Consider the following 12,989-nt stretch of genomic DNA (forward strand, 5'->3'; position numbering starts at 1 on the left):
CCATGGACATGCAGACCAATTTTCTCGACCGCCTGTTTGAATCGGGCCTGCTGATCGAGACCGGCGTGGATGGCCTTTATGGCCGCAGCGGTCAGTTCGAGGACGTGATTGCCGCCTTCGAGCGGCTGATCGACCGCTTTGGCGGAAAGGACGGCGCGGAAGCCATGCGGTTTCCGCCGGGCATGAACCGTGCCTTCTTCGAGACCAGCGGCTACATGAAAAGCTTTCCGCAGCTGGCCGGCACCGTGCATTCCTTCTGCGGCAACGAGCTGGACCATATGAGCCTGCTGCAGTGCATGGAAGTGGGCGACGACTGGACCAAGGGCCAGGAGGCGACCGACATCGTGCTGACGCCGGCGGCCTGCTACCCGCTTTATCCGACGGTTGCCCGCCGCGGCGCGCTGCCGATGACGGGAAAACTCTTCGACCTGCAGAGTTACTGCTTCCGCCATGAGCCCTCCAAGGATCCGGCCCGCCAGCAGCTGTTCCGCATGCGCGAATATGTCTGCATGGGCACCGAAGGCCATGTGACGGATTTCCGCCAGAGCTGGATGGACCGCGGCGTCGAGATGATGAAGCTCGTCGGCCTCGAGGTGGAGATCGACGTGGCAAACGATCCCTTCTTCGGCCGTGCGGGGAAAATGCTCGCCAACAACCAGCGTGACCAGAACCTGAAGTTCGAGCTTCTGATCCCGATCACCTCGCGTGCCAAGCCGACGGCCTGCATGAGCTTCAACTACCACCAGGATGCGTTTGGCACGAAGTGGGGCCTGAACCTGGAAGACGGCAGCGTGGCGCACACCGCCTGCGTCGGTTTCGGTCTTGAACGGATCGCGCTGGCGCTGTTCCACACGCATGGCCTGGACGTGAAAGACTGGCCGGAGGCAGTGCGCAAGGTTCTCTGGGGCTGAGCGGATGTCAAAGGTCTTTGCCGGTCTGGATCCGGCTACCTATCGGCCGCACGCCCTGCACAGCACGGAGCGTGCCTGGCCGGAAACCAACTGCTATGTCGATCTGTGGATCGAGGTGCTGGCGAGCCATGGCGTTGTCCCGGAAGCCATGCTGGGCTTTACGCTGACGCAGGATTTCGAGGGCGACCAGTTCACCTTCTTCAAGGTGCCGCTGGAGGATCTCGAAAGCCTCTATGATATCCGTGTGACGGAACTGGCGATCTTCGATGTCGTTGAGGCGCATGTGGCGGAACAGATCCGTCGCGGGCGGCTCTGCCTCGTTGAGATGGACAGTTTCTACATGCCCGATACCCGTGGCGTGGCGTACGGGATTGAACACGGCAAGACGACGGTGGCGATCAACCGGCTGGACGTCGCGGCGCGCGAACTCGACTACTTCCACAATGGCGGGTTCTTCCAGCTGTCAGGCGAAGATTTCGACGGCCTGTTCCAGCGCAACGCGGCAGAAGGTGCCCTGCCCTTCCTGCCCTACACGGAATTTGCCAAGTTTCCGGCAAAGCCGAAGCCGCTCGCCCATCAGCGGGCCGTGGCGGAGGCTTTGCTCTTCCGGCATTTTGCGCGCAGGCCCTCCGCGAACCCGCTTCAGGCCTTTCAGGAGGTTTTCCCGGCAAAGGCCGAAGCGCTGGCGAGCCGTGACTTCGCCTTCTTCCACAAGTTCGCCTTCAATACGCTGCGGCAGTTCGGCGCCAATTTCGAACTGCTCGCCGCGCATCTGGACTGGCTCGGCGAAGGCCGGCGCTTTGCAGAGGCGAAAGCCCATGCGTTGAAACTGTCGGAAACCGGCAAATCCGTGCAGTTCCAGCTGGCGCGTGCGCTGACCCGCAAGAAGTTCGACACGCTCTCCACCGCTCTTCTCCCCGCCGTGGAGGCCTGGGATGAGCTGATGGACGCCTTGGAGAAGGATCTCGGTACCGTGAGTGCGGCTGCGTGAGCGTCACGGCAACGCACATCGTCCTCAACGAGGGCTGGACGGTGGTGACCACGCCGCCCGGCCTGTGTGCCGTACCTTCCGCGCTGCCGGCGACGCTCGAAAAGCTGCCGGCGCCGGTGCCGGGCACGCTGGCAGGGGCACTGGAGCGCGCCAACCGCTTCGATAGGACGGCGCCGGCCAATCTGGAACATCTCGACGCCTGGTATCGGCTGGCACTGGACGAAGCGCCAGGCCCCGCCGTGCTGCGCTTCGAAGGGCTGGCGACGATCGCCGAAGTCTTCCTGAACGGGGAAAAGATCCTCGACAGCGAAAGCATGTTCGAGAGCCATGATGTGCCGGTGGTGCTGACGGGGCGGGACGAACTTGCGCTCTGCTTCCGGGCGATCGGTCCGCATCTGGAGAGGAAGGGGCCGCGCGCCCGCTGGCGCCCGCGGATGATGCGCAGCCAGGGCTTGCGGCTGTTGCGAACCACGGCGCTCGGCTTCATGCCGGGCTGGTGTCCGGATGTGGTGGCCGTTGGCCCCTGGCGGCCCGTGAGCCTGCTGCGGCAGGAGCGCGCCGCTCTCGCCGATCTTCGTCTGATCAGCACGCTTGCCGAAAACGGTACCGGCGAACTCTCGCTTGCCTTTACCGCGGCCGATCTGACGGGGAATGTGGTCCTGCACTGCGCCGGGCACAAGACGCACGCCGCCCGGAGCGCGGATGGCCAGTGGCACGCCACGCTCCATTGCCCCGGCATCGAGGCCTGGTGGCCGGCAAGCCATGGCACGCCTGCCCTTCATGACGTGACACTGACCATCGATGGCCGGGCTTATCCCCTCGGGTGCACCGGTTTCCGCCGTGTTTCCATCGATCGCGGTGCCGATGGCCGGGGCTTTGCTCTGCGCGTCAACGGCGAACCCATCTTCTGCCGCGGAGCCGTCTGGACGAGCGCCGACATTGTCGATCTGCCGGGAAGCCGCGACGCTTACGTGCCGTTTCTCAAGACCGCCGCCGAGGCCGGCATGAACATGATCCGCATCGGCGGAACCATGGCCTACGAGAGCGCCGAATTCTTCGCGCTCTGCGACGAACTGGGCCTGCTGGTCTGGCAGGACCTGATGCTGGCGAATTTCGATTACCCGGCAAACGATGAATCCCTGATGATTCACGTGAAAACAGAGTTAACGCAGCTTCTGTGCCGCCATTCTGCGTCACCGTCGCTCGTCATCCTGTGCGGTGGCAGCGAGATGCACCAGCAGGGCGCGATGCTGGGTCTGCCGGAGCGGATCTGGAAGACGGCCTTGACCAGCGAGATCCTGCCGGCACTCTGCGCGGACATGGCGCCCCACCTGCCCTACGTGGAAAACTCGCCGAGCGGCGGCAGCCAGCCCTTCTTCGTCAACGAAGGTGTGGGCCATTATTACGGCGTCGGGGCCTATCTGAGACCGCTGGAGGATGCCCGGCGCGCCGAAGTGCGGTTTGCCGCCGAATGTCTGGCCTTCGCCAACGTGCCGGATGCCGCAACGCTTGCCGCGCATCTGCCGGTGCCGGCGGTGCACGATCCGCGCTGGAAGGCACGGGTTCCGCGCGATGCGAGCGCCAGCTGGGATTTCGAGGATGTGCGCGATCATTATGCAGCACTCCTCTACGGCATCGACCCAGCTCGCCTGCGCCGCGAGGACCCGGATCGCTACCTGGCTTACGCACGCGCCACGACCGCCGAGGTGATGGAGGCAAGCTTCGCCGAATGGCGCAGGCCCGGTTCCACCTGCCATGGCGCGCTCGTCTGGACGCTGCAGGATCTTCTGCCCGGCGCCGGCTGGGGCGTGATCGATGCAACGGGTCGGCCAAAATCCGCCTGGTACGCCCTGAAGCGCGCCTTCCGCCCGCTGCAGGTGCTGCTGTCGGACGAAGGCGTCAACGGGCTCGACGTGCATGTGCTGAACGAGACCGGTGCGGCCCGCGAGCTGGTGCTGGAACTTGTCTGCCTGCGCGATGGGGAGCAGCCGGTGGTCTCCGGAAAGCAAGCCCTGAACCTTGGCTCCCGCGGCACGGCGAGTTTCCCCGCCACCGACCTCTTTGGTGCCTTCTTCGACACGACCTATGCCTACCGCTTCGGCCCACCCTCGCATGACGTGACGGTGGCGCGGCTTCTCGACGCGAAGACCGGCGCGCTTCTCGCGGATGCCTTTCATTTTCCGCTCGGGCGGCCAAAGGCCCTGCACCGGGCGCGGATCGACCTGACCTTGAACCGTCTCGACGAAAACCGCTGGGCGCTGGACATCGTCACGGACCGCTTCGCCCAGAGCCTCTCCATCGCCTGCGATGGATGGATCGGCGACGATGACGGTTTTCACCTGGCACCCGGGGCGGCGAAACGCATCCTCCTCAGCGCCACATCGGCGTCTCCCGGCCTGCCGGCGGGCCGTTTGAGCAGCCTGGACGGGCAGACCAGCTTGAATTTTTAAGCCGGCCAAGGCTTTACGTCGTAATGGCCTATAGACGGCATCCGTGATCGCGCTAATCTCTTGCGTGTGTGTGCGTGGAGGAACGGGATGGCCGATGCTGACAACGAGCTGCCGGATGAGGCGATGCCGGTCTTTGCCTGGCCGGATGCCGAGCTCTTCCTGGCAAGCCATTATGGCCTTTCCGGGGAAATTGAGGCCATTGCGGCCGATCCCCCCTCCTACCTCGTGCGTTACGACGAGGTGACCAGCCGGCTGGACTTCTGCAGCGATCCGGATGAAGCGCGTCAGTTCGAGGCGGAAGCCGCCCTTCTCCTGCACATGCACCCGGAAACCGGGCGGATCGAGGGGCCGCAACCGCTGGAGACGACCGAAGGAAACCTGCTGTGCGCCTTCGAGGCGGACGAGGACACCCGGGAGGGATATGCCCGTGTCTGTGCCTTTCCGGCCGGCGCCCCCGCGCCGGCATCCGTGGACGGCGCGGTTCTGGGCGGGTTTGCGGCGCGGCTGATCCGCGATCTGGCCGCCGCGGCAGAAGACGCCCGCGACGAAGAGATGCCGGCCCTGTGGTCTGCCTCCGATTTGCGCCAGGCTGGTCCGACGGTCGTGAAAATACTGCGGCAGGTCAATGACCCGGCCATTCGTGATCCGATTGCCAAGGCGATGGTGACGGCCCTGCGGCGGGTCCAGGCGCTGGGCTCAGACCTGCGCAGCCAGCTGATCCATCATCATCCCGTTTCCCGTGAGCTTGTAGGCACGGTGACGGATACGGCCTGGCAGCCGACCGGCTTTGTCGATCCGGCAAGCCTTGGCGAAGGCTGGGTGGTGGCGTCTCTGGCCGCCGTCTGTGCCGACCTGCTGCTGGAGCGACCGGGCGATGCCATGACCTTTTTGCCGGCCGTCGAGGCATTTCATGCGGAACTGCCGCTGGTGGAAGCGGATATAGAGGCACTCTGGCCTTTGATCATTGTCCGCATTGGCCTGCTGCGTGCCGCAGCCGAGCGTGACGCGGCGATCGGCGACCCGGACGATACGCCATGGCTGATGCGCGTGCGCGACGGTTTCGACCGGGTGACCGGCCTGCAGCCGGCCATGATGGAGGCGGCCATCCGCCACACGCTCGACTGGCCGCCCCGACCTCTGCCGGATTTCGGCCCGCTGCTGCCGGAGATCGACCCCGAAAAGATCCGGCTTGTCGATCTTTCGCCGGCCAGCACGGCCTTTTTCGACGGCAACTGGCGGGACCCGGAAAGCGATTGGCGGATTTTGGCGCGCATCGCTTGGGACACCAAGATGGGTGCCACCCGCTTTGGCGAATACCGCTTGTCCCGCGGTCATGCGCAGAGGGATGGGCACGCGGAAAACTATGCCCTGCACGTGGATATCTGCCTTCCGGCAGGAACCGTGGCGCTGGCGCCATTCGGCGGTCTTTTGCAGCTGCGCGACGGCCGTCTTCTCCTGAATGGTCCGGAGGCCTGCCTTCACCTCGAAGGGCTGGACACGGTCTTGGCCGATGGCACGGCGCTGTTTGCCGGTGACCGGCTGGGGGTGGTGGCCGGCGCCGAAGGATCCGTCGGCGGTTTGCGCATCCGGCTGAGCCGGGAGGCGAACCTGGTGCCGCCGCTCTTCGTTGCGACGGGCGATGTCGGCCTGTGGCGGCAGCTCGCGATCTCTCCGTCCGTCCTTCTCGGCATCGATGCCGATGCGCCGCAGCCGGCCGAACAAAGAGCCTTCGTGCGCGGCTGGCGCGAACATGTCTTCGATGCGACGGGCCGGCCTTTTATCGATCTGACCGGCGGCGCCGGTCTTCTGGGTCACGGCCATGCCGGCCTGGCGGATGCCGCCTATCACCAATGGCTGCTGCTGAACGGGTTGTTGAGCACGCCCGTGGAAGCGGAGTTCCAGGCGGCCCTTCTGCAACGCCTGCCGGGCGAGCTCGATACGGTTGTGGCACTGACTGGCGAGATTGCCGCGATGGAGCTTGCCCAGCAGCTGGGCGAGCGGCTGTATTCCGAAGACGAGTCGCCCCTGATCGCCGACGAGCGACGCACCGGCTTCGGCCGCACAGGACACGGTTTCTGGGCTTTCGACGCAGGCGAGACCATTCCGGATATCGTCGTCACCGGCTCTCCGGTGCCCGGTGAACCGCTGGCCGCCGTGGTGATGCGTCGCTCGGCTCTGCCGCAGACCCTTGAACTGCCGCAGCCGGATGCGAGCATGGTGGCCTGCCGCCTGGGCTCCACCGTCATCGATCTGCTGGACGATCCGGACCTGATTGCCAATGCCGCCGATGCGGCCCGTGTCCTTGAGCAGGCCCTGACCCATCTGACGACGGCAAGCGAGGGTCGGCTGGCGGTGTCCGGTGCCGGTCTTGCGCCGGAGCTGTCCGTCTCCGGCCTCTCGGCGCCCGACCTCGCGGAAAGGCTCCTGCAGCACGGCGTGATCGCCAGCGCGCTGGACGACGTCCGTCTGCAGCTGATAGCGCCGCTCTGTATTGCGCGCGCAAGCCTGGAGGTGGTGGTGGACGCGCTATCGCACATCCTCGGCATCCCGGCTCCGCAGGCCGAAGCGGTCGATGAAGCGCATCAGGAGGAGCAGGACTTGCAGACCGACACGGAAACGCCCGACTGACCACTACAGGGCGAAATGGTGCAATGCGGCGAACAGGATTTCACAAACTCGCCTCCTTCCTGTCATCAAACAGAAAAAAATTCTAGGTACACACGTTTTCAATTGAACATGCAGACCGACTCGCCTATGGTCCGTTTCCATAGACGAGGTCCGTAAGCACGCTCGTCTGGAACATGCGCAACGCCTCCACGAACGCCAAAAAGGGAGAGTGACATGACTTCATCGATCCGCACTGCCCTGTTCAGGGCGGCGCATGATGTGAAACGCACGGGCATCGTCTCCGCCCCGTGCTGTCGAATGTGACGCTTCACCTCCCAGGGATCTGAACAGTTCATTCGTATTGCTGCCGTGCGCAGCCACACTAGGAGTATGACCATGCAAAAGCAGGTTATCGAATACGCCGGTGAGCCGGTGGGGATCGTCGTGCCGGATCAGGACCGGTTGAAGTTCATCGCCGTGAAGTTTCACGTGATCGATCTGGACGAACAGCGTTTTGCGACGGCTGACGACGTGCGCCGCGCGATCCGCGCGCATGTTCTGGCGCAGAAAGAGACGGCGACGCTGAACGCTGCCGTCGCCTGACCCATGCGTTTTGACAGGTGTTTTGACAGGTGTTTTGAACCGCAAAGCGCCGCCCGGCCTCAGGCTCTGGGCGGCTTTTCCATGCCCATTCAGAAAGCGGTGAAGGTGAGCGTGGTCAGCGAGCGCTCGATGCCTGGAATGGCGGCGATCTTCTCGTTGACGAAACGGCCGATCTCCTCGCCGTCCGGCAGGTAGATCTTCAACAGCAGGTCCCAGTCGCCGCTGGTGGAATAGAGTTCCGAGACCAGTTCGGTCTTGTAGATGGCATCGGCCACCTCATAGGTCTTGCCCGGCACGCAGCGAAGCTGGACGAAAATCGGCTTCATGGCATCTTCCCGCAGTCTGGCCACCCCTGTTTAAGGGCAAAGGCGGCACTTATGATGTCTGCCCCGACTATTGGCTGAACCGATGCGCTCACGCAACCCGCTCCGGTGCGATCTCGCTCTCTCTTTTGATCTCCGAGAGGATCCAGTCGCGAAAGGCGGCGAGCGGCGGGTAGGAGGCGCGCTCCGGTGGACAGGCGAGGAAATAATCGCCGCTGCGCAGGGTGCCCTCATTCACCGCCGGCAGGAGCGTGCCGGCCTCCAGTTCCCGGGCAATGAGAAAACGCGGCAGAAGCGCAATGCCGAGACCGGCAGATGCCGCCTCCACCATGGTGACGAACTGGTCGAACAACATGCCGTGCAAGGCGTCGAAGGCGATATCCTTGCGACCGAACCAGGTTTCCCAGGCGTCCGGCCGCGTGTTCAGATGCAGGAGCGGCGCCTGCAGCAGGGTCTCAGGCGCTGAAATATCCAGCGACCGGATGAGATCCGGGCTTCCGACCGGCACCACCTCCTCCTGCATCAGGAAGGTCAGCACCGCCCCCGGCCAGCGCGCCTCGCCGAAATGGATCGCCGCATCCAGCGTGTCGAAGCGGAATTCGAAGGGTTCGAGCCGCGTGATGAGGTTGACGGTCATGCCGGGATAAGCAGTGATGAAACGCGGCAGGCGCGGCGCCAGCCACCGGCTGCCGAAAAAGGGCAGGATGGCAAGGTTGAGCGTGCCGCCCGCCGGATTGGCCCGGAGATTGAGAGAGGCCGACGAGATCCGCCGCAACGCCTCGCGGACTTCGCGGGCATAGGTATCGCCGGCGATCGTCAGGCGGATCGTCTGCCGCTCGCGCAGGAAGAGCGCCACGCCGATCTGTTTTTCGAGTGCCGCGATCTGCCGGCTGACCGCGCTTTGCGTGAGGTCGAGCTCCTGTGCCGCCGCCGTGACGCTGCCGGTGCGCGCCGCCGCCTCGAAGGCCGAGAGAAGGGACAGGGAAGGCAAAAAGCGGCGGGGCGGCAGCATGACGGATCATTCCTCCAAAGAATGAACTGTTGAGAAGAATTCGCTATCCGCCGTTTCGCGCCGACTGTAAAGTTTTTGCCATCTCACCCGCATCCGGATGGCGCGCCATGTTCAACGATCCCCGCTCCCACGGCCTTTGGGAAAAGACGGCGCCGCCCGCACCCTTGAGCGAACCGCTATCCGGTGACGTCTCCTCAGAGATCGTCATCATCGGCGGCGGGTACACCGGCCTGTCAGCGGCGCTGCATCTGGCCGAAGCCGGGCGTTCGGTGATCCTGCTGGAAGCCAAGGCGATCGGCTTCGGCGGTGCAGGTCGCAATGTCGGTCTGATCAATGCCGGCATGTGGGTGATGCCGGACGACCTGCCGGGCGAACTGGGCGCCGTACACGGCGAACGGCTGCTGACATTGCTCGGCAACGGCCCGCAGGTGGTGATGGGCCTCATCGATAAGCACGGCATCGCGTGCGAGCTGACCCGCACAGGCACGCTGCATTGCGCCGTCGGCGACAAGGGGTTTGCCGAAATCGAGGAACGCGCCCGCCAGTGGCAGAAGCGCGGCGCCGATGTCGAGGTGCTGGATGCGACCGAGACCGAACGGCGGATCGGCACGCGCGCCTATCGCGGCGCTCTGCTCGACCGCCGCGCCGGAACCCTGCAGCCGCTCGCCTATGCCCGTGGTCTTGCCCATGCGGCGGTGAAGGCGGGCGTCCAGATCCATACAGAAACCCCGGCGATTGCCTGGCAGCAACAGGCTGGCCGCCATGTCATCTCCACCGGAGACGGCAGCGTGACGGCCGACTGGGTGATCGTCGCAACCGATGCCTATTCCGCGGGCCCCTTCGAGGCCGTGCGCCGCGAACAGGTGCACCTGCCCTATTTCAACCTCGCCACCACGCCGCTCTCCGACAATCTGCGCCGCTCAATCCTGCCCGCCCGCGAAGGCTGCTGGGATACCAAGGAGATCCTCTCCTCCTTCCGCATGGATGATGAGGGTCGGCTGGTGTTCGGCTCGGTCGGCGCCCTGCGCGGGCCGGGCACCGCGATCCACACAGGCTGGGCGCGCCGGGCGCTGCGGCGGATCTTCCCGCAATTGAGCGACATCGATTTCGAGGCCGAATGGTACGGCCAGATCGGCATGACGGACAACGCCCTGCCGCGCTTCCACCGTTTTGCCGATCGTGTTGTCGGCTTTTCCGGTTATAACGGGCGCGGCATTGCGCCGGGAACGGTGTTCGGCAAAGTGCTCGCCGCCCATATTTTGGGCGAGGCGGGTGAAGCCGACCTGCCCTTGCCGCTGACGGAGGCCCGGGAGCCGGCCTTTCGGGCGCTGAAGGAAACCTATTACGAAGCGGGCGCGCAAGTTGCCCATCTGGCCGGGGACCGGTTCTGACGGTCCGGCCCCTGCCGACGATATCACGAGAAAGACGAGAGACGATCATCATGACGCTTGCCACCCTGAACCTTGCCGCGGAAGCGGATGCCATTCTCTCCCGCCTCGGCGTGGATGCCGCAGCTTTCAAGGGCGGCACGCTCACCGTCCGTTCGCCGATCAACGGCACCGAAATCGGCAAGCTGGCCGAGCTTTCGGCGGACGCAACGGCTGCCGCCATCGATGCGGCCCACCAGGCCTTTCTCGCCTGGCGCAATGTGCCCGCCCCGAAGCGCGGCGAACTGATCCGCCTGCTCGGTGAAGAACTGCGCGCCGCCAAGGCCGATCTCGGTCGCCTTGTGTCCATCGAGGTCGGCAAGATCACCTCCGAAGGCCTCGGCGAAGTGCAGGAAATGATCGACATCTGCGATTTCGCCGTCGGTCTCTCCCGCCAGCTTTATGGTCTCACCATCGCCACTGAACGCGCCGACCACCGGATGATGGAAACCTGGCATCCGCTGGGTGTCGTCGGCATCATTTCGGCCTTCAATTTCCCCGTCGCCGTCTGGTCGTGGAATGCGGCGCTGGCGCTGGTGTGCGGCAATGCCACCGTTTGGAAGCCGTCGGAAAAGACGCCGCTGACGGCACTCGCCACCCAGGCAATTTTCGAAAAGGCCGTAAAACGCTATGTGGCCGAAGGCGGCACGGCGCCGAACAATCTCTCGACTCTGATCATCGGCGGCCGCGAGATCGGCGAGGTTCTGGTCGATCATCCGAAGGTGCCGCTGGTCTCCGCCACCGGTTCCACGGCCATGGGCCGCGCCGTCGGTCCACGACTTGCCAAGCGTTTTGCCCGCGCCATCCTCGAACTTGGTGGCAACAATGCCGCGATCGTCACGCCGACGGCTGATCTGGATCTGACGCTGCGCGGCGTCGCCTTTGCCGCCATGGGCACCGCCGGCCAGCGCTGCACGACGCTGCGCCGCCTCTTTGTGCATGACAGCGTCTATGACAGCCTCGTGCCGCGCCTGCAAAAGGCCTATCAGTCGGTGACCATCGGCAACCCGATGGTGGACGGCAATCTCGTCGGCCCGCTGATCGACAAGGCCGCGTTCGAGCGCATGCAGAAGGCACTCGAGGCGGCGAAGGCCGAGGGTGGTTCGGTGACCGGCGGCGAGCGCGTGCTGGCGGACGATGCCGCAGACGCCTATTACGTCCGCCCGGCAATCGTCGAAATGCCCTCGCAATGCGGCCCGGTCATTGAGGAAACCTTCGCGCCGATCCTCTACGTGATGCGCTATTCGGAGTTCGACGCCGTGCTCGACCTGCACAACGGTGTGCCGCAGGGCCTCTCCTCGTCGATCTTCACCAATGACATGCGCGAAGCGGAAACCTTCATCTCCGCCCGCGGCTCCGATTGCGGCATCGCCAATGTCAATATCGGTCCTTCGGGCGCAGAAATCGGCGGGGCCTTCGGCGGCGAAAAGGAAACCGGCGGCGGCCGCGAATCCGGTTCGGACAGTTGGAAGGCCTATATGCGCCGCGCCACCAACACTGTGAACTACGGCCGCACGCTGCCGCTCGCCCAGGGCGTGAAGTTCGATATCGGCTAATGTTTTCTTGGGGGCGGCGGCAAGGCTGCTGCCGCCCTCGCTATTCGGGACAAGCGTCCTGCGTCACGCTAGTCTCAAGCGCGAATCGCCAATTTTGAAGGACGCCGCCCATGACCGACTGCCTCAATCTGCTGACCGATATCGAGGGCGTGAGCGTTGGTCATGCGACGGATCTGGCGCTGGGCTCCGGTGTCACCGTGGTGGTCTTCGATGAGCCGGCGATCGCCTCGGGCAGCGTTTTAGGCGGCGCGCCGGGCGGGCGAGATACCGCCCTTCTCGATCCGGCGATGACGGTGGAGAAGGTCGATGCGCTGGTGCTCTCCGGCGGGTCCGCCTTCGGGCTCGATGCGGCGGGCGGCGTGCAGGCGGGGTTGCGTGAGGTCGGCCGCGGTCTGCAGGTCGGCTCGACGAAGGTGCCGATCGTGCCGCAGGCGATCCTGATGGATCTCCTGAACGGTGGCAACAAGGACTGGGGTTTGCACTCCCCCTATCGCGAGATGGGCTACGAGGCCTTCAAGGCGGCGGCGAAGGGCGCGTTTGCGCTGGGCACCGTCGGCGCCGGCACGGGTGCCACGACCGCGACGGTCAAGGGCGGCCTGGGTTCCGCGAGCGCCGTCTCCTCCAAGGGGCATCGGATCGCCGCACTCGTGGCCGTCAATGCGCTGGGTTCCGCCACCGTGGGCGATGGGCCGCATTTCTGGGCGGCCCCCTTTGAAGAGGAGGGTGAGTTCGGCGGCCTCGGTCTGCCCGAACGATTCACCGCCAGCGATACATCGCTCAGATTGAAAGGCGTAAACCTGAAGGCAACCACCATCGGGCTCGTTGTCACCGACGCCCGGATCACCAAGGCGCAGGCGCATCGCCTGTCGATCATGGCGCAGGACGGGCTGGCGCGTGCCGTGCTGCCGGCCCATCTGCCGGCCGATGGCGATACCGTGTTTGCCGCCGCGACAGGAAAGACCGCCCTCGATGATCCCATGGATTTCATGGAACTGTGCCACCTGGCGACGCTGACCTTTGCCCGCGCCGTGGCCCGCGGGATCTATGAAGCGACCGCTCTCCCGGTTGCCGGCGCGCAAACCTCCTGGCGCGACCGGCACGGCTGATCG

Annotated in this window: 10 protein-coding genes; 8 read left to right on the forward strand and 2 right to left on the reverse strand. The window is 65.0% G+C overall.

All coding sequences use genetic code 11. From position 1 onward, the window contains the following. The first annotated feature begins 2 nt into the window (after positions 1-2). The 5 genes from G6N78_RS07355 to G6N78_RS07375 all read left to right on the forward strand — a co-directional run bounded on the left by G6N78_RS07355 (position 3) and on the right by G6N78_RS07375 (position 7,562). Complete coding sequence (locus tag G6N78_RS07355) at positions 3-911, forward strand: amino acid--[acyl-carrier-protein] ligase (RefSeq protein ID WP_165217031.1); 909 nt, start codon at positions 3-5, stop codon at positions 909-911. Between the two features lie 4 nt (positions 912-915). Continuing rightward, positions 916-1,902 (forward strand): DUF1839 family protein, encoded by a 987-nt coding sequence (locus tag G6N78_RS07360; protein ID WP_165217033.1) that lies wholly within the window; start codon positions 916-918, stop codon positions 1,900-1,902. Beyond that, entirely contained in the window at positions 1,899-4,352 is a 2,454-nt protein-coding gene (locus G6N78_RS07365) for a glycoside hydrolase family 2 protein (RefSeq protein ID WP_165217035.1), read from the forward strand. Before G6N78_RS07360 ends, G6N78_RS07365 begins: the two co-directional genes overlap by 4 nt. 87 nt (positions 4,353-4,439) lie before the next feature. Beyond that, complete coding sequence (locus tag G6N78_RS07370; RefSeq protein WP_165217036.1) at positions 4,440-6,980, forward strand: aminotransferase class III-fold pyridoxal phosphate-dependent enzyme; 2,541 nt, start codon at positions 4,440-4,442, stop codon at positions 6,978-6,980. Between the two features lie 375 nt (positions 6,981-7,355). Continuing rightward, positions 7,356-7,562, forward strand: coding sequence for a hypothetical protein (locus G6N78_RS07375; protein WP_165217038.1), 207 nt, complete (start codon positions 7,356-7,358; stop codon positions 7,560-7,562). 89 nt (positions 7,563-7,651) lie between these two features. Here G6N78_RS07375 and G6N78_RS07380 read toward each other — a convergent pair whose 3' ends face one another. Together G6N78_RS07380 and G6N78_RS07385 are read right to left on the reverse strand one after the other, a co-directional pair. Then, positions 7,652-7,888, reverse strand: coding sequence for an Lrp/AsnC ligand binding domain-containing protein (locus G6N78_RS07380; protein ID WP_165217040.1), 237 nt, complete (start codon positions 7,886-7,888; stop codon positions 7,652-7,654). A gap of 88 nt (positions 7,889-7,976) precedes the next feature. After that, positions 7,977-8,897 carry a LysR family transcriptional regulator gene (locus G6N78_RS07385; RefSeq protein ID WP_165217042.1) on the reverse strand — a complete coding sequence of 307 codons (921 nt, stop codon included), beginning with the start codon at positions 8,895-8,897 and terminating at the stop codon, positions 7,977-7,979. Positions 8,898-9,004: 107 nt separating this feature from the next. Here G6N78_RS07385 and G6N78_RS07390 point away from each other — a divergent pair, with 107 nt between their 5' ends. The 3 genes from G6N78_RS07390 (at position 9,005) to G6N78_RS07400 (ending at position 12,986) form a co-directional block, all read left to right on the forward strand. Then, entirely contained in the window at positions 9,005-10,288 is a 1,284-nt protein-coding gene (locus tag G6N78_RS07390) for an NAD(P)/FAD-dependent oxidoreductase (protein ID WP_165217044.1), read from the forward strand. A 50-nt stretch (positions 10,289-10,338) separates the two neighbouring features. Further along, entirely contained in the window at positions 10,339-11,880 is a 1,542-nt protein-coding gene (amaB, locus tag G6N78_RS07395) for an L-piperidine-6-carboxylate dehydrogenase (RefSeq protein WP_165217046.1), read from the forward strand. Positions 11,881-11,990: 110 nt separating this feature from the next. Beyond that, positions 11,991-12,986 carry a P1 family peptidase gene (locus tag G6N78_RS07400; protein WP_165217047.1) on the forward strand — a complete coding sequence of 332 codons (996 nt, stop codon included), beginning with the start codon at positions 11,991-11,993 and terminating at the stop codon, positions 12,984-12,986. Positions 12,987-12,989: the final 3 nt, after the last annotated feature.

This window comes from Allorhizobium pseudoryzae, from assembly GCF_011046245.1.
Lineage (GTDB): Bacteria > Pseudomonadota > Alphaproteobacteria > Rhizobiales > Rhizobiaceae > Neorhizobium > Neorhizobium pseudoryzae.

Coding starts and splice junctions, on each gene's coding strand:
- amaB (WP_165217046.1), top strand. CDS start 10,339: ATGACGCTTGCCACCCTGAACCTTGCCGCGGAAGCGGATGCCATTCTC.
- G6N78_RS07355 (WP_165217031.1), top strand. CDS start 3: ATGGACATGCAGACCAATTTTCTCGACCGCCTGTTTGAATCGGGCCTG.
- G6N78_RS07385 (WP_165217042.1), bottom strand. CDS start 8,897: ATGCTGCCGCCCCGCCGCTTTTTGCCTTCCCTGTCCCTTCTCTCGGCC.
- G6N78_RS07390 (WP_165217044.1), top strand. CDS start 9,005: ATGTTCAACGATCCCCGCTCCCACGGCCTTTGGGAAAAGACGGCGCCG.
- G6N78_RS07375 (WP_165217038.1), top strand. CDS start 7,356: ATGCAAAAGCAGGTTATCGAATACGCCGGTGAGCCGGTGGGGATCGTC.
- G6N78_RS07360 (WP_165217033.1), top strand. CDS start 916: ATGTCAAAGGTCTTTGCCGGTCTGGATCCGGCTACCTATCGGCCGCAC.
- G6N78_RS07370 (WP_165217036.1), top strand. CDS start 4,440: ATGGCCGATGCTGACAACGAGCTGCCGGATGAGGCGATGCCGGTCTTT.
- G6N78_RS07400 (WP_165217047.1), top strand. CDS start 11,991: ATGACCGACTGCCTCAATCTGCTGACCGATATCGAGGGCGTGAGCGTT.
- G6N78_RS07380 (WP_165217040.1), bottom strand. CDS start 7,888: ATGAAGCCGATTTTCGTCCAGCTTCGCTGCGTGCCGGGCAAGACCTAT.